At 63.5% G+C, this 21,210-nt stretch carries 25 protein-coding genes; 12 read left to right on the plus strand and 13 right to left on the minus strand.

The window, feature by feature from the left end:
* Nucleotides 1–135 precede the first annotated feature (135 nt).
* Entirely contained in the window at nucleotides 136–1,800 is a 1,665-nt protein-coding gene (locus PVW27_RS08475) for an NAD+ synthase (protein WP_274556824.1), read from the plus strand.
* Nucleotides 1,801–1,834: 34 nt separating this feature from the next.
* Nucleotides 1,835–2,167, plus strand: a complete 333-nt coding sequence (locus tag PVW27_RS08480) for a J-domain-containing protein (RefSeq protein ID WP_274556825.1) — start codon at nucleotides 1,835–1,837, stop codon at nucleotides 2,165–2,167.
* A gap of 11 nt (nucleotides 2,168–2,178) precedes the next feature.
* On the opposite strand, the gene PVW27_RS08485 is transcribed toward PVW27_RS08480, so the two are convergent.
* Nucleotides 2,179–2,574: a metallopeptidase family protein gene (locus PVW27_RS08485; protein ID WP_274556827.1), complete on the minus strand. Its 396-nt coding sequence runs from the start codon at nucleotides 2,572–2,574 to the stop codon at nucleotides 2,179–2,181.
* Nucleotides 2,575–2,716: 142 nt separating this feature from the next.
* Here PVW27_RS08485 and PVW27_RS08490 point away from each other — a divergent pair, with 142 nt between their 5' ends.
* Entirely contained in the window at nucleotides 2,717–3,268 is a 552-nt protein-coding gene (locus PVW27_RS08490; protein WP_274556829.1) for a 2OG-Fe(II) oxygenase, read from the plus strand.
* Nucleotides 3,269–3,325: 57 nt separating this feature from the next.
* Here the strand turns inward: PVW27_RS08490 and PVW27_RS08495 are convergent, their stop codons facing one another.
* From PVW27_RS08495 to PVW27_RS08505, 3 genes are all read right to left on the minus strand, one after another.
* Nucleotides 3,326–4,402 carry a 5-(carboxyamino)imidazole ribonucleotide synthase gene (locus PVW27_RS08495; protein ID WP_274556831.1) on the minus strand — a complete coding sequence of 359 codons (1,077 nt, stop codon included), beginning with the start codon at nucleotides 4,400–4,402 and terminating at the stop codon, nucleotides 3,326–3,328.
* Nucleotides 4,395–4,883: a 5-(carboxyamino)imidazole ribonucleotide mutase gene (gene purE, locus PVW27_RS08500; protein ID WP_274556832.1), complete on the minus strand. Its 489-nt coding sequence runs from the start codon at nucleotides 4,881–4,883 to the stop codon at nucleotides 4,395–4,397. The genes PVW27_RS08495 and purE overlap by 8 nt, the downstream gene beginning before the upstream one ends.
* Before the next feature lie 332 nt (nucleotides 4,884–5,215).
* Complete coding sequence (locus PVW27_RS08505; RefSeq protein ID WP_274556834.1) at nucleotides 5,216–5,440, minus strand: YdcH family protein; 225 nt, start codon at nucleotides 5,438–5,440, stop codon at nucleotides 5,216–5,218.
* Nucleotides 5,441–5,675: 235 nt separating this feature from the next.
* Here PVW27_RS08505 and PVW27_RS08510 point away from each other — a divergent pair, with 235 nt between their 5' ends.
* Complete coding sequence (locus PVW27_RS08510) at nucleotides 5,676–6,089, plus strand: Hsp20 family protein (RefSeq protein ID WP_274556836.1); 414 nt, start codon at nucleotides 5,676–5,678, stop codon at nucleotides 6,087–6,089.
* A 4-nt stretch (nucleotides 6,090–6,093) separates the two neighbouring features.
* Entirely contained in the window at nucleotides 6,094–6,321 is a 228-nt protein-coding gene (locus PVW27_RS08515; RefSeq protein ID WP_274556838.1) for a DUF1150 family protein, read from the plus strand.
* A 101-nt stretch (nucleotides 6,322–6,422) separates the two neighbouring features.
* Here PVW27_RS08515 and PVW27_RS08520 read toward each other — a convergent pair whose 3' ends face one another.
* Together PVW27_RS08520 and trxB are read right to left on the minus strand one after the other, a co-directional pair.
* Complete coding sequence (locus PVW27_RS08520) at nucleotides 6,423–8,129, minus strand: bifunctional sulfate adenylyltransferase/adenylylsulfate kinase (protein WP_274556839.1); 1,707 nt, start codon at nucleotides 8,127–8,129, stop codon at nucleotides 6,423–6,425.
* A gap of 181 nt (nucleotides 8,130–8,310) precedes the next feature.
* A complete protein-coding gene (gene trxB, locus PVW27_RS08525; protein ID WP_274556841.1) occupies nucleotides 8,311–9,255 on the minus strand; it encodes a thioredoxin-disulfide reductase in 945 nt (314 codons plus the stop codon).
* 206 nt (nucleotides 9,256–9,461) lie between these two features.
* Between trxB and PVW27_RS08530 the strand changes: the two genes are divergently transcribed.
* Complete coding sequence (locus PVW27_RS08530) at nucleotides 9,462–9,974, plus strand: Lrp/AsnC family transcriptional regulator (RefSeq protein WP_274556843.1); 513 nt, start codon at nucleotides 9,462–9,464, stop codon at nucleotides 9,972–9,974.
* 69 nt (nucleotides 9,975–10,043) lie between these two features.
* On the opposite strand, the gene PVW27_RS08535 is transcribed toward PVW27_RS08530, so the two are convergent.
* The 5 genes from PVW27_RS08535 to lgt form a co-directional block, all read right to left on the minus strand.
* A complete protein-coding gene (locus PVW27_RS08535; protein ID WP_274556844.1) occupies nucleotides 10,044–11,000 on the minus strand; it encodes a Hint domain-containing protein in 957 nt (318 codons plus the stop codon).
* Nucleotides 11,001–11,325: 325 nt separating this feature from the next.
* Nucleotides 11,326–11,475: a hypothetical protein gene (locus tag PVW27_RS08540; RefSeq protein WP_274556846.1), complete on the minus strand. Its 150-nt coding sequence runs from the start codon at nucleotides 11,473–11,475 to the stop codon at nucleotides 11,326–11,328.
* A 275-nt stretch (nucleotides 11,476–11,750) separates the two neighbouring features.
* Nucleotides 11,751–12,506, minus strand: a complete 756-nt coding sequence (gene pgeF / locus PVW27_RS08545; protein WP_274556848.1) for a peptidoglycan editing factor PgeF — start codon at nucleotides 12,504–12,506, stop codon at nucleotides 11,751–11,753.
* 7 nt (nucleotides 12,507–12,513) lie between these two features.
* Nucleotides 12,514–13,587 carry a class I SAM-dependent methyltransferase gene (locus PVW27_RS08550; RefSeq protein ID WP_274557030.1) on the minus strand — a complete coding sequence of 358 codons (1,074 nt, stop codon included), beginning with the start codon at nucleotides 13,585–13,587 and terminating at the stop codon, nucleotides 12,514–12,516.
* A 17-nt stretch (nucleotides 13,588–13,604) separates the two neighbouring features.
* A complete protein-coding gene (gene lgt / locus PVW27_RS08555) occupies nucleotides 13,605–14,507 on the minus strand; it encodes a prolipoprotein diacylglyceryl transferase (protein WP_274556849.1) in 903 nt (300 codons plus the stop codon).
* A gap of 98 nt (nucleotides 14,508–14,605) precedes the next feature.
* Here lgt and PVW27_RS08560 point away from each other — a divergent pair, with 98 nt between their 5' ends.
* From PVW27_RS08560 to PVW27_RS08585, 6 genes are all read left to right on the plus strand, one after another.
* Complete coding sequence (locus PVW27_RS08560) at nucleotides 14,606–14,851, plus strand: accessory factor UbiK family protein (RefSeq protein ID WP_274556851.1); 246 nt, start codon at nucleotides 14,606–14,608, stop codon at nucleotides 14,849–14,851.
* 338 nt (nucleotides 14,852–15,189) lie between these two features.
* Nucleotides 15,190–15,690 carry a YbjN domain-containing protein gene (locus PVW27_RS08565; RefSeq protein ID WP_274556853.1) on the plus strand — a complete coding sequence of 167 codons (501 nt, stop codon included), beginning with the start codon at nucleotides 15,190–15,192 and terminating at the stop codon, nucleotides 15,688–15,690.
* A 39-nt stretch (nucleotides 15,691–15,729) separates the two neighbouring features.
* Nucleotides 15,730–16,545, plus strand: coding sequence for a pyrroline-5-carboxylate reductase (proC, locus tag PVW27_RS08570; protein ID WP_274556855.1), 816 nt, complete (start codon nucleotides 15,730–15,732; stop codon nucleotides 16,543–16,545).
* Complete coding sequence (locus tag PVW27_RS08575) at nucleotides 16,538–16,876, plus strand: tRNA-binding protein (RefSeq protein ID WP_274556856.1); 339 nt, start codon at nucleotides 16,538–16,540, stop codon at nucleotides 16,874–16,876. The genes proC and PVW27_RS08575 overlap by 8 nt, the downstream gene beginning before the upstream one ends.
* The gene (locus PVW27_RS08580; protein ID WP_274556858.1) at nucleotides 16,876–17,829 is read left to right on the plus strand and encodes a 2-hydroxyacid dehydrogenase; all 954 of its coding nucleotides are present in this window, start codon (nucleotides 16,876–16,878) and stop codon (nucleotides 17,827–17,829) included. The genes PVW27_RS08575 and PVW27_RS08580 overlap by 1 nt, the downstream gene beginning before the upstream one ends.
* A 94-nt stretch (nucleotides 17,830–17,923) precedes the next feature.
* The gene (locus tag PVW27_RS08585; protein WP_274556860.1) at nucleotides 17,924–19,045 is read left to right on the plus strand and encodes a beta-ketoacyl-ACP synthase III; all 1,122 of its coding nucleotides are present in this window, start codon (nucleotides 17,924–17,926) and stop codon (nucleotides 19,043–19,045) included.
* Here PVW27_RS08585 and PVW27_RS08590 read toward each other — a convergent pair.
* Both PVW27_RS08590 and PVW27_RS08595 read right to left on the minus strand, forming a co-directional pair.
* Entirely contained in the window at nucleotides 19,042–20,274 is a 1,233-nt protein-coding gene (locus tag PVW27_RS08590; protein ID WP_274556861.1) for a lytic murein transglycosylase, read from the minus strand. The two genes, PVW27_RS08585 and PVW27_RS08590, sit on opposite strands and share 4 nt — an antisense overlap.
* A gap of 47 nt (nucleotides 20,275–20,321) precedes the next feature.
* Entirely contained in the window at nucleotides 20,322–20,918 is a 597-nt protein-coding gene (locus PVW27_RS08595; protein WP_274556863.1) for a thymidine kinase, read from the minus strand.
* Between the last annotated feature and the right edge of the window lie 292 nt (nucleotides 20,919–21,210).

The following is a 21,210-nucleotide window of genomic DNA, read 5'->3' on the forward strand; positions in this document are numbered from 1 at the left end:
GACGTGGGCGGGCCTTGCCCGGGCCGAACCTAAAGGAGGGCAGGCCGCCAGACAACGTCTTTTGCCGCATATCGGCTTTCCCTTGCCTGCCGATCTGCTAAGTCAACGGACAAGTGATCGATCAGAGGGCAGACCATGGCCACGCATTTCCGCCTGACACTGGCACAGCTGAACCCCGTGGTGGGCGATCTGGCGGGCAACGCCGCCCGTGCCCGTGCCGCGTGGGAACAGGCCCGCGCGGAACGCGCCGACATGGTCGCTTTTCCCGAAATGTTCATCACCGGCTATCAGACGCAGGACCTGATCCTGAAACCCGCCTTCCACGCCGCCGCCATCGCCACGATCGAAGCACTGGCTCGCGACTGCGCCGATGGGCCCGCCATCGGAATAGGTGGCCCGGTGATCGAACATGGCCGACTGCACAATGGCTGGTATGTGCTGGCAGGCGGGCGCATTCAGGCCCGCGTCCTCAAACAGCACCTGCCGAACGAGGATGTCTTCGACGAACACCGCCTGTTCCATCCAGGCCCGCCGCAGGGGCCCTACAGCATCGGCCCGCTCAGGATCGGCAGCCCGGTCTGCGAGGATGCATGGCACCCGGATGTGGCCGAAACCCTTGCCGAGACGGGGGCAGAACTGCTGCTGGTGCCCAATGGCAGCCCCTATGCCCGCGACAAGATGGGGATCCGCCAGAACCTCATGGTCGCGCGGGTGGTCGAAACCGGCCTGCCGCTTGTTTACCTGAACATGGTGGGTGGACAGGACGATCAGGTCTTTGACGGCGGATCTTTCGTGCTGAACTCAGGCGGCGCGCTGGCCGTGCAACTGCCGCTCTTCGACGAAGCGGTGGTAAGCGTGGATTTCACCCATACGCCTGACGGTTGGATCGCGGCACAAGGCCCGCGCGCAACGATCCCCGACCTGATGGAGCAGGATTACCGCGCCATGGTCGAATCCCTGCGTGACTACATGCGCAAGACCGGCTTCAAGACCGCGATCCTTGGCTTGTCCGGTGGTATCGACAGCGCCATCGTGGCCACCATCGCCGCCGATGCGATTGGCGCCGCCAATGTCCGTTGCGTCATGCTACCCTCGGAATACACCTCGCAAGCCTCGCTTGATGATGCGCGCGCCGTCGCCACCGCGCTGGGCTGTGCCTATGACACCGTGCCCATCACCGGCCCCCGCGCCGCGGTGACCGAGGCGCTCGCTCCCCTCTTCGAGGGTCACTCCCCCGACCTGACCGAGGAGAATATCCAGTCCCGCCTGCGCGGCCTGCTGTTGATGGCGATGAGCAACAAATTCGGCAACATGCTGCTGACCACGGGCAACAAATCCGAGGTCGCCGTAGGCTATGCCACGATCTATGGCGACATGGCGGGCGGCTACAATCCGATCAAGGACATGTATAAAACCCGCGTCTTCGCCGCCTGCCGCTGGCGCAACGCCAATCACCGCGACTGGATGATGGGCCCGGCAGGTGAGGTGATCCCACCCCGCGTGATCGACAAACCCCCCAGCGCCGAGCTGCGTCCCGACCAGAAGGATGAGGACAGCCTGCCACCCTATGCGGTGCTGGATGCCATTCTCGAGATGCTGGTGGACAAGGACGCCTCGGTCGCCGACTGCGTGGCCGCTGGATTTGACCGCGCCACCGTCAAGCGGATCGAGCATCTTCTCTACATCAGCGAATACAAGCGCTTCCAATCCGCGCCGGGCACAAGGCTCAGCCCCGGCGCCTTCTGGCTGGACCGCCGCTATCCCATCGTCAATCGCTGGCGCGACGACAGCGGCGCGTGATACACTGACCGCAGCCCATCCGGAGGGTGCTGCAATGTCATGGCTCGACCGCATCGTTGAACGCCAGATCCAGAAGGCCCGGCTGAAAGGCCAGCTTCAGGGGCTGAAAGGCGAGGGCGCACCGCTGCCGGAACGACCCGAGGCCGCCTTTGTCAGCCCGGCCGAGGCGGTGGCTTATCGCATCATGGCCGAAGCCGGTGTCCTGCCCGAGGAGATCACCCTCAAGAAGCAGGTGGCTGCCCAACAGGCAGCCTTGGCCATGATCACCGATGCGGTGGCCCGCAAGGCCGCGATGGCGCGTCTGGCTGACCTGCAAATGCGCCAATCCATCGCCGAGGAGGCGCGTCGCCGTTTCATGAAGGATTGATCCTGTGCTGATCACTCCCACCACGGATCGACGACGGCGATGTCATCATCGGACCAGCCGAAGTGATGCGCGAATTCGTGGATCGTGACATGCGCGACCAGTTCGGCAATGCTCACATCGCCCCGCGCGCGCCATTCATCAAGGATCGGTTCGCGGAACAGCCAGACCGTATCCGGCCCCATCGGCTGATCGAAGACCGATTTCTCGGTAATCGGGATGCCGTCATAAAGTCCGGTCAGATCCAGCGGATCGTCGATCTCCAACTCAGCCAGCATGTCCTCGTCAGGCCAGTCCACCACGCAGATCGCCACCTGCAAGGCCGCTGCACGAAAGGGCGCAGGAAGGCCGTCCACCGTCTGGCGGGCCATCTGTTCCATCTGGGCAAGGCTGGGGATGCGCTCGGTCATGGACCGGATATGGCAATCCCCGCGCAGGATTGAAATGCCCCCAAGCGACAGAAGGTGAAAAACGACCTTTGCGTCGCGTTCCGGCGCGCACGGACAAGGCCGGATCGGCACAAGCCGCATACCCACAGACAGGATTGACAGGATGATCGCGGTTCACACGCGGGCGGCGGCCTTTTCCGCCGAGGAATGCGAGCGGATCGTCGCGCTGGCGGACGCAGCCCCATCGCGCGATGCGCGACTGGTCGGCCAGACCCAGGATCACAACCTGCGCCGCGCCGATCTGGTCTGGCTGGATGACGTGCCCGGCAGCGACTGGGTGATGGACCGCATCATCGACGTGGTGCGCGAAGCCAATCGCGACACGTTCAACTTCGATCTGCAAAGCTTTTCCGAAAGCGCGCAGGTCGCCCGCTACGATTCCGCACGCGAAGGCCATTTCGACTGGCATTCCGACATCGGCGACGGTCCCTTGGCCCGCCAGCGCAAGCTGACCATGGTGGTGCAGCTCTCAGCCCCCGACAGCTATGTTGGCGGCACACTGGAAGTCATGCCAAGCGCCCATGTGCAGCAAGCCAGTCCCGCGCGCGGCGATGCGACCATCTTCCCCAGCTTCCTGCTGCATCGCGTCACCCCCGTAACAGCAGGGCTACGCCATTCCCTGACGATCTGGGCGCATGGGCCAGCGTTTCGCTGACTGGCCCCTTCATCGTTCTGCAAATACTCACAGCAACCGGCGATCTGAAAAATCTGCTCAGGGCTTGGCGCTGACGATCCGGTTGACATGGCCCATCTTGCGCCCGGCCTTGACCTCGGCCTTGCCATAAAGATGCAGCGCCGTCGCAGGCTCCCTCGCCAATTCCGGCACCCGGTCCATGTCCGCCCCGATCAGGTTCTCCATCACCACATCCGCATGGCGCGACCCGTCGCCCAAGGGCCAGCCCGCCACAGCGCGGATATGCTGTTCGAACTGGTCGATGGTGCAACCATTCTGCGTCCAGTGGCCCGAATTATGCACGCGCGGCGCGATCTCGTTCACGATCAACCCCTGCGGCGTCACGAACAACTCGACCCCCATAACACCCACATAATCCAGCGCGTTCAGGATCTTCGCCGTCAGCAGCACCGCATCCATCCGCAGGCTGGCCGACAGGCGCGAGGGCACGGTCGTCGTGTGCAGAATGCCATCGCGATGCACATTCTCGCCCGGGTCATAGCACGACACCTCGCCACGTGTGTTGCGCGCCCCGATCACTGACACCTCATACTGGAAATCCACAAACCCTTCCAGAATGGCCGGCGCCCCCGCCATATCCGCCAACGCGCGCGACGCATCATCGGCCGCCATCAACCGTGACTGCCCCTTGCCGTCGTAACCGAACCGCCGGGTCTTGAGGATCGCAGGCACGCCCACGGCCGCAATCGCCGCCTCCAGAGACGCAGCATCGTCCACGGCAGCGTAGGGCGCGGTCCGCAGACCCAGCCCTGTCAGAAAATCCTTCTCGGTGATCCGGTCCTGACTGATCCGCAGCGCCTCACGCCCCGGGCGGATCGGGCGTAGCGGCTCCAGCAGGTCCAGCGCCGTCGTGGGGATATTCTCGAACTCATAGGTGATCACGTCGCAATCGGCGGCGAATGCCCCCAAAGCGGCTGCATCCTGATAAGGGGCGGTTGTCACCCGATGCGCCACATCTGCGGCGGGCGGATGGGCCCCGGGCTCGAAGATATGCGTGCGAAATCCCAGACGGCTGGCCGCTACCGACAGCATGCGCCCCAATTGACCGCCACCCATGATGCCGATGGTGGCCCCGGTTTTCAGCATATCACTCATCCACCGGCTCCTCGGGAATCGAATCCGACAAGGCTTTGCGCCAGCCATCCAGCCGTGCCGCCAGCGCCGCATCCTGCAACGCCAGTATTCCCGCCGCCATCAGCCCGGCATTGGCCGCGCCTGCCGCCCCGATCGCCATGGTGGCCACCGGATAGCCGCGCGGCATCTGCAGGATCGAATACAGGCTGTCCACGCCCGACAGCGCCTTGGTCTGCACCGGCACGCCGATGACCGGCACGCGGGTTTTCGATGCCATCATCCCCGGCAGATGCGCCGCCCCTCCGGCACCAGCGATGATCACCTGCAAGCCACGCTCCACCGCCGTCTTGCCATAATCCCACAGCCGGTCCGGGGTGCGATGGGCCGACACGATCCGCGCCTCATAGGGCACGCCAAGGGCATCCAGCATGTCTGCCGCCTCTTTCATCGTGGGCCAGTCCGACTGGCTGCCCATGATGATTCCCACCTTGATCTCGGCCATGCTGTTTCTTCCCCATCGCTCTGGAAGGCGGTACTATAGTCAGGCGCACCCGTGTGACAAGCAGGTTTGGGTCAGGTTTGCATAGGGGCGGACAATGCTGAAAAAGGTGTTGCGCGGTGCCTTGACCTTGATCCTTGCCGCAGGCGCAATCTCCGCATCTGCTTGACCCGCCCAAAGGCCAGCGTCCGCCTGCCGACCAGACCTGAACAATCCCGAACAGGCAGGTCCGCCGTATCGCCGATCAGATTGAAACGGCCCATGTCAGCATGTGACAAAGGCTATGCTGCCTGTCGTCGGGCGGGCCGATACCTCGCCCGATTCCGGGTCACCGATCAGGCGATGATATCCGGGGTCAGCCGATCCTCGATCCGCGCGATCATGTCCTTGAGAAGAAGTTTCTTCTTCTTCAACCGTTGAATGGTCAGTTGATCGCCCGTTCCCTTGGCGACAAGGGCGGCAATGGCATCATCCAGATCGCGATGTTCGCGGCGGAACACCTCAAGCTCCACGCGCAGAACATCGTCCGTCTTCATCGAGATATCGCTGATGGCGTTCATGGCACGACAGTCCCTGACAGGTGATTCCCCCGTGCGTGACACGGAACACCAAGATACTGAAAAATCCAGAAAATCGCAAAACATCTCGCTCACCTGACGTGGTTTTGCAAGGGACGGAGCCAGAGCCTCCGCCAGGGTCTTGCACTGGTCCGGATGACGCCCCATATTTTGACAGAGACGGGTTGCCACAACGGGACCCGCATCTTGGACGGTCGCTTTTGACAAGGACGTGTCGATGACGAAACTGACTTTGGGGTCACACCCTTACCTGCTGGGCTTTGACCAGCTTGAGCGTTTGCTGGAGCGCAACGCGAAATCCGGGAACGAGGGCTATCCGCCCTTCAATATCGAGCAGACCTCGAACAATTCCTACCGCATCACGCTGGCTGTGGCCGGCTTTGCCGAGAACGATCTGGCGATCACCGTTGAGGATCGGCAGTTGGTGATCCGGGGGCGTCAGCGCGACGATACCGACGGCCGCGTCTACCTGCATCGCGGCATCGCCGCGCGGCAGTTCCAGCGCAGCTTCGTTCTGGCCGATGGCGTCGAGGTCGGTGAGGCGATCATGGAAAACGGTCTTCTGCATGTCGATCTGACCCGGGCCCAGCCCGAGACAGTGGTGCAGACGATCAGGATCAGGAAAGGATAAGCCCATGGATACGAAATACGAAGCGCTGGATCAAAGCGAAGATCCCATCGTCTATGTCCGCCCCGTCAAGGTGGCTGACCTGCCGGACGAGATCCGCCAGCAGGCCGTGGGCATTGACACGCTATATGCTGTGCACGACTCCAACGGCGCGCAGCTCGCGCTGGTCAAGGACCGCAAGCTGGCCTTCGTTCTGGCGCGCCAGAACCACATGGCCCCTGTGACTGTTCACTGATCTGGGCAGGGCCTCGCAGGCCCGCTGGAATGCGCGACAGACCAAAAAGGCCGCATCCTCGGGATGCGGCCTTTTGCATTGTCAGCGCAGGGCGGTCCCTGTCAGCCGGCGATCAGGCCCATGCTTTCCAGCTTGAGGATCACCTGATGCGCGCAGTTGTCCACATCGACATTCTCGGTGTCCAGACGCAGTTCAGGGCTCTCCGGCACGTCATAGGGGTCTGAAATGCCGGTGAATTCCTTGATCTTGCCCTCACGCGCCAGCTTGTAGAGGCCCTTGCGGTCACGCCGCTCGCATTCCTCCAGACTGGTCGAGACATGCACCTCCAGAAACGCGCCGAACTGCTCGATCTCCTCGCGCACCGCGCGGCGGGTGGTGGCATAGGGCGCGATCGGCGCACAGATGGCAATACCGCCGTTCTTGGTGATCTCGGACGCGACATAGCCGATCCGACGGATGTTCAGGTCGCGGTGTTCCTTGCTGAAGCCCAGTTCCGAGGACAGGTTCTTGCGTACCACATCCCCGTCCAGCAGCGTCACCGGACGCCCGCCCATCTCCATCAGCTTGATCATCAGCGCATTCGCGATGGTCGATTTCCCCGACCCGGAAAAGCCGGTGAAAAACACGGTGAAGCCCTGCTGCGACCGCGGCGGACGGGTGCGGCGCAATTCGGCCACCACTTGCGGAAAGGAAAACCACTCGGGGATTTCCAGACCCTCGGCCAGACGACGGCGCAACTCCGTGCCGGAAATGTCCAGAACGGTCGCGCCCTCAGGCACTTCGTCGGCAGGGAAATACTGCGCCTTTTCCTGCACATAGACCATGTGTTTGAAATCGACCATCTCCAGCCCGATCTCGGCCTCATGCTCTTTGAACAGGGTCTGCGCGTCATAAGGGCCATAGAAATCCTGCCCCGCACTGTTCTTGCCGGGACCGGCATGATCGCGACCGACGATGAAATGGGTGCAGCCGTGGTTCTTGCGGATCAACCCGTGCCAGACCGCCTCACGCGGGCCAGCCATGCGCATGGCAAGGTTCAGCAGGCTCATCGTCGTGGTGGCAGAAGGATACTGGTCCAACACCGCTTCATAGCAGCGCACGCGGGTGAAATGGTCCACATCGCCCGGTTTGGTCATGCCGACAACCGGATGGATCAGCAGGTTCGCCTGCGCCTCGCGCGCGGCCCGGAAGGTCAGTTCCTGATGCGCCCGGTGCAACGGGTTCCGCGTCTGGAACGCCACGACCTTGCGCCAGCCCAGCTTGCGGAACAGCGCGCGCAACTCGTTGGGTGTATCGCGGCGACCTTTGAAATCATAATGCACCGGCTGCTGGATGCCGGTCACAGGCCCGCCCAGATAGACGGAACCGGCCGTATTGTGCAGGTAATTCACCGCCGGATGCGCGGAATCGTCCGCACCGAACACCATCTTCGCCTCATGCGCCTTGTTGGGCACCCAGCGGTCAGTCACGGTCATCGTGGCAAGGATCACGCCTTCCTGATCGCGCAGGGCAATGTCCTGCCCGACCTCCAGCTTGTCTGCAAAGGCCTCGGGCACGTCGAGCGTGATCGGCATCGGCCAAAGCGTCCCATCCGCCAGACGCATGGTGTCGACCACGCTGTCGTAATCCTCCTGGCTCAGGAAGCCCTTCAGCGGATTGAACCCGCCATTCATCAGCAGTTCCAGATCGCAGATCTGGCGCGGTGTCAGATCCCAGCTGATCAGCTGGCCCGCCTCGATCTTGAGTTTCTGCGCGCTCTCATATGAGACGTAAAGTTCGGGGATCGGGGCCAGATTGGGCGTATACATGGGCAGGGCTTTCAATGCGGATAAGGCGGAACACGGGCTACAACAGGGGCGGGGACGAACCTGCAAGACGGCCGCAGGGTCGCGGGCCGTCTAGCCCCTGAAAGGGACAAAATTCAAGCCGACTTTGGCCCGAACTGCGACTTCGGACCAAAGTGACTCTTTTTTGCAGGAGTTTGGTCGATTATCCCTGATGCTCGGCCAGAAAGCGTTCAGCGTCCAGCGCCGCCATGCAGCCCATCCCGGCCGATGTGACCGCCTGACGGTATTTGTGGTCCGTCAGATCGCCTGCGGCAAAGATTCCGGGAATCGATGTCTCGGTGCTGCCGGGTTTCACGGTGACATAACCCCCGTTGTGCAGCTCCAGCACATCCTTGACCAACTCGTTGGCGGGCGCATGACCAATGGCCACGAAGACACCCTTGCAGGGGATCTCCGTGATGGCGCCTGTCTCCACATGCTTGACTCGCACCGCCGTGACCCCCTTGGGATTGTCCTCACCGACAACCTCCTCCAGCGCGTGGAACCACAGCGTCTCGATCTTGGGGTTCTTGAACAGCCGCTCCTGCAGGATCTTTTCCGCGCGCAAGCTGTCGCGCCGGTGGATCAGCGTGACCTTGGACGCGAAATTGGTCAGGAACAGCGCTTCCTCGACCGCGGTATTGCCACCACCGATCACCACGATCTCCTGCCCGCGATAGAAGAAGCCGTCACAGGTGGCGCAGGCCGACACGCCAAAGCCCTTGTAGGCATCCTCGGACGGCAGGCCCAGCCACTTGGCCCGCGCGCCTGTCGCAAGGATTACGGCATCGGCCGTATAGGTCGTGCCGCTGTCACCCTTGGCCACGAAGGGCCGCACCGTCGTGTCCAGCGATACGATGATGTCACCGATGATCTCGCAGCCCATCGCCTTGGCGTGGTCCTGCATCCGCACCATCAGATCTGGCCCCTGCACCTCGGTGTCCCCGGGCCAGTTCTCGACCTCGGTAGTGGTGGTCAGCTGCCCGCCCGGCTCGATCCCCTGCACAAGGATCGGCTCCAGCATGGCGCGGCTGGCATAGACCCCCGCCGTATAGCCCGCAGGCCCCGAGCCGATGATCAGAACTTTCGTGTGACGTGTCTCGGCCATGCGGGCAACCTTTGTCTTTGAATCTGCGTTGAACACAGCATATAGACCCGCTTCGCTGGGTCGAAAACCCCCCAGCGTGGCCGGGCTTGGTGCTGCGACCTTCCGCTGCGGGGGGGATGATCGAAACGATCTTGCGCTTTGGTGAAAGAATATTGCGCGCGCCACTGGCGATGCTATAAGAAACCGTCTTCAAGGAGAGCAGGAACATGGCCGGAACGCGGCTTGACCCGATTGATCGGAAAATTCTGGCAGAGTTGCAGGCCGATGGCCGCATGACCAACGTCGAGCTGGCCAAGCGCGTGGGCATATCCGCGCCGCCCTGCCTGCGCCGCGTCCGCACGCTGGAAGAAGCCGGATATATCCGCGGCTATCACGCCAAGGTCGATCCCCGCGAACTGGGTTTCGAGGTGCAGGTCTTCGCCATGGTTGGTCTGCAAAGTCAGGCCGAGGCGGATCTGTCCGCCTTCGAGGCGCGCTGCCGCGCATGGCCTCTGGTGCGCGAGTGCCACATGCTGAACGGCGAGGTGGATTTCATCCTGAAATGCGTGGCCCCCGACCTCAGCACCTTCCAGTCCTTCCTGACCGAACAACTGACCGAACAACTGACCGCCGCCGATAACGTGGCCAGCGTCAAGACCAGCCTCGTGATCCGCTGCGCCAAGGATGAACCCGGTGTGCCCTTCGACGTGCTTGAGGCGCGACTGAACCGCTCTGCCTGATCGTGAAACTGTCGAGATGATGGAAAAAGGGCGCCCATGGGCGCCCTTTTCTGGTGTTGATCGCCCTGTTCACGCCGCTGTCAGGCTGTCCAGCGTGTCACGCGTGGCGCGCGGATAGGCCAGCGGACCGAAATCATCCAGGCTGCGGATATGCGGGAACAGCGACAGGAACAGCGCCAGCATGTTCGGCCCCATCCGCTGCTCGAGTCCCAGACCGGGATGGAAGCTTTCCATATCCATGCCCGACACCTTGATCGAGGCATGGCGGTCCAGACACAGGTTATAGACGGTCACGGGGCGGGGCGGGGTGATGCGGATCGTGTTCATCCCGTCCTCGAAATCCGAGACCGGCGTGAAGACCTGGCCCGACCGTGCACCGGTCCCGTTCAACTCGCGCAGCGCCGCCGGGCGATGCAGCAGGCGGGCACCGGGGCCGGCCATCACATCGGCCATGGGGCGACCCATCCCGAACGTGTCGGCCATGATCCGGGTCATCCGCGTCTGGTCGGGTGTTTCGACCGGGGCGTCGGGCAGGATCGTCATCGACCCGATCCACAGGACAGGGCAGGGCCCGAACTCGGCGGTTTCGATCTGCATGCCGGGCAGCAGATCCTCGATCGCGCAGAGGCCTTGGGTGGTTGCCATCAGCGTGCCGCGCGCGAAGGCCGAGAAGGCGGCTTCGAACTGGGGCGTGGCCGGGGCAACGTGGCGGCTCGAGTCGATCTCGCCATTCGCGCCCAGGAACGTAACCTCGTAGCGGCGCATCACAGGCATTTTCTGCGAGCTCGCCGCAGCAGCAGGGGCTGCCGCCGGACGGATTGGCAGCGGTGCCTTGCGCGCCATCGCAGGGGTGCCTGTCAGGCGCGGTGTTTCGCAATGGGGTTTTTGTGTGACCGTGTCACGGGCCAGAAATCCGGGCTTGGCATCAAGCGGGCGGCGCGTGGACAGCGCTCCGTGGGCCAGGCTGATTCCGGACGACGTCTTCGTGACTGCCAGATGTCTGGCAGGGGGGGTATCAAATGCCATGCGTTTCACCACTTCTTGGCGTCGCAGTCGTGTCGGCCCCCACCGACAACACCGAAAGGACTTTGGTTTCAGGTCGTTTTCAGTGGGATCAATTGACCCATTCCTGCCTTCTTTGTCAAAAATTCAGGACAATCTGTGGCACGGCCAATTCAATGATCTGTTTGACGGGGGCTTTGTTTCACCAGCTGGAACAAAGCTGCCACAATTTGATTCGACCTGCGACTGTGGGGGCGGAATCCGGGTTTTCGTGGATCGGGAGGGCCGGACATGAAAAAGCCGCCCTTTGTCGGGGCGGCTTTGATGCGTCCGGGCCTTGAAGGGAGCGTCAGGCCTGGCGGGCAATCTTGAAAAGGGGGCGGCGCTTGGCGATTATCGCGGCGCGGGCGGTGCCGCGCTGCCAGGGGAGGGATGTCGTAGCCATCTCGGGGCTTTTGGCGGTGGCGATCACCGATTTCATCCAGCGTTTGGTTTTCATCTATCTTGTCTCCTGCCGGTGTTCCGGTCGACTGCCTGCCTTGATGGAAACAATCTGCCGGATCAATGCGGCATTGTTTTGGCCGCGGCGGTGGATTCTGTTCCAGATGGCCAGAAAACCGGCCAGAAGCCGGATGTCCCACGATGGGACATTTAAAAATCAAACAAAATCATATACTTGCAATCTAGCGGCAGCGTGCGCCGAGGCGAGGGTTCATTGACATTTGCACCGCCCGCGCGCGGATTTCAGGCGCATTCGCCCCATTCCTGCCCGGATCAGAGCCGGATCGCCGAGATGAGCCGCCCGTAATCCGCCTCGCCCGCGTGAGTCGTCCGGCGGTACGAGAAGAAGCGTTCCGGCTCGGAATAGGTGCAATGCCGTGTCCATTCCGCATGCCCCACACCCGCCCCGCGCAGGCGGTGCAGCCCGTAGGCGGGCAGGTCGAACATCATCCGGTCACCCGACCCTTGGGCAAAGAAGCGGGCGTTGTCCGGGTCTTCAGCCATGAAGTCATCGAAAAACTCGGGTCCTACCTCATAGGCGCTTTGGCTGATTGAGGGGCCGATCACGGCATGGATATGCGCCCGGTCCGCGCCAAGGCCCTCCATCGCATCAAGGGTCGCTTCAAGCACGCCGTCAAGCGCGCCGCGCCATCCGGCATGGGCAGCCCCGATCACGCCGGCATGGGTATCGGCAAAGAGGACAGGCTGACAATCCGCGGTGAGGATCGCCAGCGCCACGCCGGGCGTGGCGGTCACGATCCCGTCGGCACGGGGTTTGTCGGACAAGGGGCCGGTCACATGCACCACATCCGCCGAATGGACCTGATGCACCGTGACCAGATGATCGGGGGCAAGATCCATCGCCTGCGCCACGCGGGCGCGGTTGATCGCCACGATTTCCGCCTGATCCGAAGAACCGGGGCCGCAGTTCAAGCCCTGAAACACCCCCGAAGAGGCACCGCCACGCCGGGTGAAGAACCCGTGACGGAGCGGCATCAACGCCTCTGATGTCAGTATTTCCAAAGTCATTTCGGCGTCAGGCTTCCAGTCCGGGGGGCGGGGCGGCATTCTGTGGATAGAGCGCCACCACCTTGAAGAGCGTCCCCATTTCCTGTGGATGCGTCAAGCGCCGATGTGCGGCAATATGATCCTCGAGCCCGGAACCGGTCAGATGGGCGGCCAAAGTTTGGGCACGGGCGGTGATCCCCAAGCGTTCCAGAAACACACCCTGCGTGGTCAGGCGGCTATGGGCGCAGGGAAGGGAACAGACGAGCGCCTCGAAATCCACATGGGCAGTCAGATCAACCTCGCCGGGCCTGTCGAGTGGCGAGGCATAGGCCTGCCGCCCCATGGCTTGCAACGTGTCGCCCAGCGAGCGCCAGTCGCCATAGTCCAGGATCAGGGCCGCGCCACCGTGATCCGCGATACGATGGCCGATCTGGCCCGCGATGAGCGGGGCGGTAGCGCAGATCTCGACCACGTCACCCGGTCGGGTATCGGCAAGCCTTGCGTCAAGTGCCGGGTTGGCCGGGGCCGGGACAAGCCCGATGGTCAGCTTGCCTGCGGCGGTGCCTACGACCATTTCCGCGAAACCATCCTCTGTGCGCTGAAACTGGCGGATCGGCAGGGCATCGAAGAATTCGTTCGCCACCAGATAAAGCGGCCTTTGCGGCAGGTCATCCGGGCTGTCATGCCATGTGATCCGCGCGGCGGGCCAGACAGAGGCCAGCGTTGCGGCCTGCACCGCGCGCAGGCGGGCAGAGGCCTCGACCAGATGGACATGCGCGGCGGCATGAAAGCCCGGCACCTTGGCGGTGACCCGCAGGATGTCGGCCATCAGCGTGCCGCGACCGGGACCGAGTTCAGCCAGCGTGAAAGGTGCGGGCTGTCCCTGATCCAGCCAGACTTGCGCCAGACACAGGCCCAGCATCTCGCCGAACATCTGGCTGATCTCGGGCGCGGTGATGAAATCGCCCGCCGCCCCGAAAGGATCGCGGGTGGTGTAATAGCCATGGGTCGGGTGTAGCAGACAGTGCGCCATGTAATCGGCGACGGTCAGCGGACCCTCGGTCCTGATCCGGTCGAGAAGGATGCGTTCTAGCGCGTTCATGTCACGCGGCTGGTCGATCATGCCGGCATACTTTGCGCGCGGCGGCGGGCATAGAGGATCAACGCCACGCCTGCCGCCAGCATCGGCAGCGACAGAAGCTGCCCCATGGTGATGCCGACGCTGTCGCCCAGGCGGATCACATGGCCCAGCGGATTGTCCGGCGTGATGAATTGCGCGTCCGCTTGACGGAAATATTCGACGACAAAGCGCGCGGCCCCGTAGCCTGCGAGGAAGACTCCGGTGATCTGACCCGGCACCTTGAGCGCGTCGCGCCGGAAGGCGAGCCAGAGCATGACACCCAGCAGGAGCGCGCCTTCCAGCCCTGCCTGATAGAGTTGCGAGGGATGGCGGGCGCATAACCCGACCACGCCCGCGCAATCCTGTGCGGCGGCCCCCGGAAAGACCACGCCCCAGGGCAGATCGGTGGGGCGGCCCCAGAGTTCGGCATTGATGAAATTCGCGATCCGCCCCAGCATCAGCCCCACGGGCACGCCCAGCGCGATGGCATCGGCGGCGGCAAGGCGGGGGATCCTGTGCCGCCATGTGAAGATCCACGCCGCGACGACGACACCCAGAAAGCCGCCGTGAAAGGCCATGCCGCCCTGCCAGACCATCGGGATCTGCGCCGGATTGGCCAGATAATAGGCGGGCTGGTAGAACAGCACGAAGCCCAGCCGCCCGCCGGCGATGATGCCGATGATGATCCATGTCAGCAGATCCTCGATCTGGGCGGCTGTCATCGGGGGCACGTTGCCGCGCCAGAGGGCGGGGCGGCGGATGGCGGCCAGGCTGATCCGCCAGGCGATGACGATGCCCGCGATATAGGCCAGCGCATACCAGCGCAGCGCCACTTCGAACCCGAAGAGGGTGATCGAGAAAATCTCGGGCGAAAGGTCGGGGAACTGGATCATGGCGCGCATCTGCGTCTGTCTGCCTCTGGGGTCGGGGGGAAGTCAACCTTGTGGGCAGCCCCGTTGCGGCCCATATAGGCAGGTAAAGGTAACGCTGGAGAGCCGCAATGCAGACGCGCAACAAAATTCTGGACGACATCTCGCAACTGATGACCAACGCGATGGGCGTGGCGCAGGGGGCCAAGGACGAGGCTGAAACGGCGATGAAGTCGATGATCGACCGCTGGCTGGCGGATCGCGATTTCGTGACCCGCGAGGAGTTCGACGCCGTGCGCGCCATGGCGCAGAAGGCGCGCGAGGAGAATGCGGCGCTGAAGGCGCGGCTGGATGCGCTGGAGGGCAAGGGCAAGTAAGCCCTTTCCGGATCGATTGAGACATGCGGCGCGCGCGCCCCGGTTGCGGGGTTGCGCGCGTTTTTCATGGCGCGGTATGCGGGGCTGCTGTCGTCATGGATATTTGGGGCAAGAAGAAGCAGCCGACACCAGTGCCTGTGGATTGATCAGGATCATGCGGATTTGGTGGAGTCATCCACAACTTGTTGCGGTTATCCCCAAGAAATCACTTTACAGGGGCAGGGGTGTTGGACCACCATATCTTGTAGGGGCGCGGGGAATGGCCTCCGTCCTTTGAGCAGGCACCTAGCGGTTGAGGCGGTATAACGCCCCCACGCTACAGGCAGAGAGGTGGCGCCATGGCACTATCCGAGCATTTCCTTGAGGACGATATCCACCCCATTGATATCGTCGAGAATATCGCGGCCTATCACGACTGGGATTTCGACCGGATCGGTCAGGACCAGATCGCCATGGCGGTCGAGGGGCAGTGGCGGACCTATTCGATCACACTGGCCTGGTCGAGCTATGACGAGACCCTGCGCCTGATCTGCACCTTCGAGATGGAACCGCCTGCCGCGCGTTTGCCGCATCTGTATGAGACGCTGAACGCGGTCAATGATCAGTGCTGGGCGGGGGCGTTCACCTTCTGGGCCGCGCAGAAGCTGATGGTCTGGCGCTATGGTCTGGTGCTGTCGGGCGAGCAGGTGGCGAGCCCCGAACAGATCGACACGCTGATCAATGCCGCCGTGATGAGCGCGGAACGCTATTACCCGGCCTTCCAGCTGGTCGTCTGGGGCGAGCGGTCCCCGGCCGATGCGATCCAGGTCGCCATTGCAGAGGCCTACGGGCGCGCGTAACACTGCCCCCCGACGCGAAACAGCCGAGGGGGGACTTCCATGGATATGCAAGAGCTTGGCCGCAGGGGGCTGGTCCTTCTGGGCTGCGGCAAGATGGGATCGGCCATGCTGGCGGGCTGGCTAGCGCGGGGGCTGTCGCCCAAGGGCGTCTGGGTGATCGACCCCCACCCGTCGGACTGGCTGCGCGGCACCGGCGTGCAGATCAACGCGGACCTTCCCCCACATCCGGCCATCGTGATCGTTGCGGTCAAGCCGCAGATGATGGGTGCGGCGCTGCCCACGCTGGCCGCGATGGGAAATGGCGCGACACTGTTCATCTCTGTGGCGGCAGGCACGCCGATTGCCCGCTTCGAGGAGGTCTTGGGCGCGCAAACGCCCATCGTACGGGCCATGCCGAACACGCCCGCCGCCGTGGGGCGCGGGATCAGCGCGATCGTGGGCAACGCCCATGCCGGCACGTCTGGGCTGGAGGCCGCGGAATCGCTGCTATCCGCCGTGGGACAGGTGGTGCGTCTGGAGAACGAGGGGCAGATGGATGCGGTCACCGGCCTGTCAGGCTCGGGCCCCGCTTATGTGTTTCACTTGATCGAGACCATGGCGGCGGCGGGAGAGGCGCAGGGACTGGCCCCTGATCTGGCCCTGCAACTGGCGCGGGCGACCGTGGCCGGGGCAGGTGCGCTGGCCGAAGGCACGGACGAGACACCCGCGCAGTTGCGCATCAATGTGACCAGCCCCAATGGCACCACGCAGGCCGCCTTGAATGTGCTGATGGACCCGGAAAGCGGGTTTCCCGCGCTTCTGGACCGTGCCATCAAGGCCGCCACTGAAAGGTCCAAGGAGCTGTCCCGTGGCTGAGATCACCTTTGATGATTTCCTGAAAGTCGACATTCGCGTAGGGCGCGTGACCCGTGCGGAGCCCTTCCCAGAGGCGCGCAAGCCCGCGATCAAGCTCTGGGTCGACTTCGGGCCGGAGATCGGGGAAAAGAAGACCTCGGCCCAGATCACCGCCCATTATGCGCCCGAGACGTTGATCGGGAAACAGGTGATGGCGGTCGTGAATTTCCCGCCCCGGCAGATCGGCCCGTTCATGTCCGAAGTGCTGGTGCTGGGGGTGTCGGATGCGACGGGCGGGATCGTCCTGCTGTCGCCCGATCTGGATGTGCCGCTTGGTGGAAGGATGCATTGATGCCCAAGGTTCTGATCAGCCGTCGTTTGCCGGATTCCGTGCTGGAGGCAGCAAATGCCATGTTCGACGTGGAATTGCGCGACAAGACCACGCCCATGACTCCTGCCGAAATGCGCTCGGGCCTTGCGGTCTATGATGCGATCATGCCCTCGCTGGGCGACAAGTTCTCGGCCGAGATATTTGCGGAATTCGGGCGTCCGCGCTGCAAGATGCTGGCGAATTTCGGGGTCGGGATCAACCATATCGACGTGGAGGCCGCGCGCGCCCATGGCGTGAAGGTCACCAATACCCCCGGTGCCGTGACCGATGCGACCGCCGATACCGCGATGACCCTGATCCTGATGAGCGCGCGGCGCGCGGCGGAAGGAGAACGGCTGGTCCGTTCCGGCGCGTGGGAAGGCTGGCATCCGACACAGATGCTGGGCCTGCACGTGACGGGCAAGACCGTGGGCATCGTCGGCATGGGCCGGATCGGTCAGGCCATCGCGCGGCGCTGTCATTTCGGGTTCGGAATGGAGGTGCTGTTCTACAACCGCTCGCCCAAATCGGTGGAGTTTCCTGCGCGGCAGGTGGACAGCCTGACCGACATGGCGGGGCAGGTGGATATCCTTGTGGTGGCCACGCCGGGCGGGGCCGAGACCCATCATCTGATCGGGGCAGAGGTTCTGGCCGCGATGCAGCCGCATGCCCATCTGGTCAATATCGCCCGCGGCGATGTGGTGGATGAGGCGGCACTGATCGCCGTGTTGCAGGCCGGACAGATCGGAGGCGCGGGACTGGATGTCTATGAGTTCGAGCCCGCCGTGCCTGTGGCGCTGCGAAAGCTGGATAATGTGACGCTGCTGCCGCATCTGGGCACCTCGACGCTGGAAGTGCGCGAGGCGATGGGACGGATGGTGCTGGACAATCTGGCCGCGCATTTCGCGGGGACTCCGCCGCCCAATCTGCTCTGACGCAGGGGAAGGCAGCAGGGCATGCGGGGCATGCCCTCTTGACCTTGGCGGTGCCTTGGGATGATCTGGGGCACCATCAGGGAAGGGGCGCGCCATGTATCAGCCTGTTATCAGCGGAACCGGGGTGTTCACCCCCGCGCAGGTCATCACCAATGACGAGCTTGTCGCGGCCTTCAACGCCTATGCCGATCGTTACAATGCCGCGCATGCCGCCGAGATCGCGGCTGGTGAGGTTGTGGCGAAGGAACATTCCTCGTCCGAGTTCATCTTCAAGGCATCCGGGATCGAGCAGCGCTATGTGCTGGACAAGACAGGGGTGCTGGACCCTGAAGTGATGCATCCGTTGCTGCGCCAGCGCAGCGATGAGGAACCGGGCGTCATGGCGGAAATGGCGCTGGATGCCTGTGGGAAGGCGCTGGCGATGGCGGGGTTGACCGGGGCCGACATTGATCTGGTGATCTGTGCCGCCAGCAATATGGAACGCGCCTATCCCGCCGTGGCGGTGGAGATTCAGCAGTTGCTGGGCGCGGGCGGCTTTGCCTTCGACATGAACGTGGCCTGTTCCTCGGCCACCTTCGGCATTCAGGCGGCCGCCGATATGGTGCGCGCGGGATCGGCGCGGCGCGCGATCGTGGTGAACCCCGAGATCTGTTCGGGCCATCTGGAATGGCGCGACCGCGATTGTCATTTCATCTTCGGCGATGTCTGCACCGCTACCGTGATCGAACGGGAGGAAGACGCGAAGGGCGCGCATTTCAAGGTGATTTCCACCCGTTGCGCGACGCAGTTTTCCAACAATATCCGCAACAACAACGGTTTCCTGCGCCGTTCGCGCCCCGATGGGGTGGCCGACCGGCGCGACATGCAGTTCATGCAGAACGGGCGCAAAGTGTTCAAGGAGGTGGTGCCGATGGTGTCGGACCATATCCTTGCGCATCTGGCGGCTGAAGGGGTTCAGCCGTCACAGTTGCGGCGGCTGTGGCTGCATCAGGCGAACAAGTCGATGAACGATTTCATCGGGCGCAAGGTGCTGGGTCGTGAGCCGGAACCGGGAGAGCAGCCCAATATCCTGCAGGAATATGCCAATACCTCCTCGGCCGGGTCGATCATCGCCTTTGCGAAACATTCCGCGGATCTGCGGCCCGGCGACATGGGGCTGATCTGTTCCTTTGGCGCGGGCTATTCGGTGGGATCGGTGCTGATCCAGCGGGTTTAACGCAGGACCGATTTCATCGACGCATCGGGAAAGCAGGTGGGGCTTTGGCCTGTCGCCTCTTGCCATGCGCCGATGGATCGCCGCGTGCGGAACCCGGCCAGACCATCCGCGCCGCCGGTATCATGGCCCATGGCTTGCAACGCACTCTGCATGGCGGCGACATCGCCGCGCATGAGGCCACCCACGCGGCCCCATGGCGCGGTGAAATCGCCCATGCCATAGGCGATGCGGTCGCCCACATGGCCCACGAAGAGGGCGTAGAGATCGGACATGTTATAGGCTTTCAGCACATAGAAATTCTGCGTGACCAGAAAGGCGGGACCGAAGCGACCTGCGGGCAGCATCAGAAAGCCTTCACGCGGCAGCTCCGCAGCGGGGAAGGGGCGCCCCCCGGTGCGGGTGATGCCCATGGCGGCCCAGTCGGCAAAGGTCCGGCCCCGGTCAGGGCCTTCCAGCGCGCAGGAGACTTGCGGGGGCAGCACCACCTCGAACCCCCAGTCGCGCCCAGCCTGCCAGCCATGATGAGCCAGATAAGCTGCGATGGAGGCGATGGTATCGGGTTCCGAGCCGAAGATGTCGGCGCGACCGTCGCCATCACCGTCACGGGCGTGGGTCAGCACATTCGAGGGCATGAATTGCGGCTGTCCCAGTGCACCCGCCCAGCTTGACCGCAGCCCGCGCGGGTTGATCCGCGCGGTTTCGGCCAGTTGCAGGGCGGCGATGAGTTCATCGGTGAAGTAGTCCGCGCGGGTCGCCATGAAACCCTTGGTGCCCAGCACGGCATAGGCGTCATGCGGGATCGCGGCGCGCCCAAAGGCGGATTCGCGACCCCAGATGGCAAGGATGATGCGACCGGGCACGCCGGTTTGTTGTTCGGTCCGGGCGAGGGTGGCGGCATGGCGGCGGGCCATGCTGACGCCGTCGCGGGTCGTCGCGGCAACGGTGGCGGGGGCGAAATAGGCGGCGGGGCTGCCGAATTCGCCCTGCCGCTGCGGGCCGGGGGCGGGGGCGTTGCTGCCGGGGGGGACCAGATCGGGCAGATCCCACATCAGGCTGACGCCCTGAAACGCGGCCTCATGCGTGGCGCGGGACACGCCTGCAGCACGGGCGCGGGGCCAGACGGTGTCATCCAGCCATGTGCGGAACTTCCGTTCCACGGCGGCGCGGTCCTGCGCCATCACGGGCAGGGCGGGCAGAAGCAGGAGCAGGGCAAGGATCAGGGCGCGCATGGGGACTCCGTCAAGTGCGGCGAGCCTAGCACGCGGGATGCGGGGCGTCAGCCTTGTGTCTTGGGGCGGTCGCCCACGGCTTCACGCCAGTGGATGCGGCAAAGGCTTTCATAGCTTTCATTGCCACCGATGAAGACCTGCGCGCCATCGGTCAGCGCGCGGCCGTCGGGGCCTTTGCGCACGACCATCGTGGCCTTCTTGCCGCAATGGCAGATCGTGCGGACTTCGCGCAATTCATCGGCCAGCGCCAGAAGCGTGGCCGAGCCGGGGAAGAGTTCGCCCCGGAAATCGACGCGCAGACCATAGCACATGACGGGCACGCCCAGATCATCGACGGCGCGGGCCAGATCCCAGACCTGCGCGGCTTCCAGAAACTGCGCCTCGTCGATGAAGACGCAGGCGATGGGGGCCGCGTCCAGTCGCGCGGCTAGCCGTGCAAAGAGGTTGTCGCCGGGGGCGAATGTATCCGCTTCCTGCCCGATGCCGATGCGCGAGGCGACGCGGCCATGGCCTGCGCGCCCGTCCACTTGCGCTGTCAACAGATAGGTCTGCATCCCGCGTTCGCGGTAGTTGTGCGAGGCTTGCAGCAGGACAGTGGATTTGCCCGCGTTCATGGTGGAGTAATGGAAATAGAGCTTGGCCATGGGCGCGATCTAGCCGCCGGGGCGGGGCAAAGGCAAGCCATCAGAGCGTGAGCTGCCTTGTTCAATCCGTCGCATCTTTTGCCCTTTCGGGCCTCATCCCCTCCGACCGGGTGAGAACGCGACGGATCTAAACAAACCCCGCTGGAGATACGGGGACACTCGTTAACGCTGCAGCCAAACGCAGCCATGACATTATATAACCAATGGTGGAAAAAGTATTAACAGTTTTTGCCCGCGCCATGGACATTGATGCTTTGGCGCAGAAATGTCACATGCGTTGTTCATGCATAAA

The sequence above is a fragment of the Seohaeicola sp. 4SK31 genome, assembly GCF_028802875.1.
GTDB lineage: Bacteria > Pseudomonadota > Alphaproteobacteria > Rhodobacterales > Rhodobacteraceae > Seohaeicola.

Excerpts from the sequence above, each read along its gene's own strand:
- PVW27_RS08490 (WP_274556829.1), top strand. The coding sequence starts at position 2,717 with ATGATCGCGGTTCACACGCGGGCGGCGGCCTTTTCCGCCGAGGAATGC.
- PVW27_RS08580 (WP_274556858.1), top strand. The coding sequence starts at position 16,876 with ATGCCCAAGGTTCTGATCAGCCGTCGTTTGCCGGATTCCGTGCTGGAG.
- PVW27_RS08585 (WP_274556860.1), top strand. The coding sequence starts at position 17,924 with ATGTATCAGCCTGTTATCAGCGGAACCGGGGTGTTCACCCCCGCGCAG.
- proC (WP_274556855.1), top strand. The coding sequence starts at position 15,730 with ATGGATATGCAAGAGCTTGGCCGCAGGGGGCTGGTCCTTCTGGGCTGC.
- PVW27_RS08530 (WP_274556843.1), top strand. The coding sequence starts at position 9,462 with ATGGCCGGAACGCGGCTTGACCCGATTGATCGGAAAATTCTGGCAGAG.
- PVW27_RS08485 (WP_274556827.1), bottom strand. The coding sequence starts at position 2,574 with ATGACCGAGCGCATCCCCAGCCTTGCCCAGATGGAACAGATGGCCCGC.
- PVW27_RS08565 (WP_274556853.1), top strand. The coding sequence starts at position 15,190 with ATGGCACTATCCGAGCATTTCCTTGAGGACGATATCCACCCCATTGAT.
- PVW27_RS08550 (WP_274557030.1), bottom strand. The coding sequence starts at position 13,587 with ATGAACGCGCTAGAACGCATCCTTCTCGACCGGATCAGGACCGAGGGT.
- lgt (WP_274556849.1), bottom strand. The coding sequence starts at position 14,507 with ATGCGCGCCATGATCCAGTTCCCCGACCTTTCGCCCGAGATTTTCTCG.
- PVW27_RS08495 (WP_274556831.1), bottom strand. The coding sequence starts at position 4,402 with ATGAGTGATATGCTGAAAACCGGGGCCACCATCGGCATCATGGGTGGC.
- PVW27_RS08515 (WP_274556838.1), top strand. The coding sequence starts at position 6,094 with ATGGATACGAAATACGAAGCGCTGGATCAAAGCGAAGATCCCATCGTC.
- PVW27_RS08475 (WP_274556824.1), top strand. The coding sequence starts at position 136 with ATGGCCACGCATTTCCGCCTGACACTGGCACAGCTGAACCCCGTGGTG.
- pgeF (WP_274556848.1), bottom strand. The coding sequence starts at position 12,506 with ATGACTTTGGAAATACTGACATCAGAGGCGTTGATGCCGCTCCGTCAC.
- trxB (WP_274556841.1), bottom strand. The coding sequence starts at position 9,255 with ATGGCCGAGACACGTCACACGAAAGTTCTGATCATCGGCTCGGGGCCT.
- PVW27_RS08535 (WP_274556844.1), bottom strand. The coding sequence starts at position 11,000 with ATGGCATTTGATACCCCCCCTGCCAGACATCTGGCAGTCACGAAGACG.
- PVW27_RS08505 (WP_274556834.1), bottom strand. The coding sequence starts at position 5,440 with ATGAACGCCATCAGCGATATCTCGATGAAGACGGACGATGTTCTGCGC.
- PVW27_RS08560 (WP_274556851.1), top strand. The coding sequence starts at position 14,606 with ATGCAGACGCGCAACAAAATTCTGGACGACATCTCGCAACTGATGACC.
- PVW27_RS08540 (WP_274556846.1), bottom strand. The coding sequence starts at position 11,475 with ATGAAAACCAAACGCTGGATGAAATCGGTGATCGCCACCGCCAAAAGC.
- PVW27_RS08595 (WP_274556863.1), bottom strand. The coding sequence starts at position 20,918 with ATGGCCAAGCTCTATTTCCATTACTCCACCATGAACGCGGGCAAATCC.
- PVW27_RS08510 (WP_274556836.1), top strand. The coding sequence starts at position 5,676 with ATGACGAAACTGACTTTGGGGTCACACCCTTACCTGCTGGGCTTTGAC.
- PVW27_RS08520 (WP_274556839.1), bottom strand. The coding sequence starts at position 8,129 with ATGTATACGCCCAATCTGGCCCCGATCCCCGAACTTTACGTCTCATAT.
- PVW27_RS08590 (WP_274556861.1), bottom strand. The coding sequence starts at position 20,274 with ATGCGCGCCCTGATCCTTGCCCTGCTCCTGCTTCTGCCCGCCCTGCCC.
- PVW27_RS08480 (WP_274556825.1), top strand. The coding sequence starts at position 1,835 with ATGTCATGGCTCGACCGCATCGTTGAACGCCAGATCCAGAAGGCCCGG.
- purE (WP_274556832.1), bottom strand. The coding sequence starts at position 4,883 with ATGGCCGAGATCAAGGTGGGAATCATCATGGGCAGCCAGTCGGACTGG.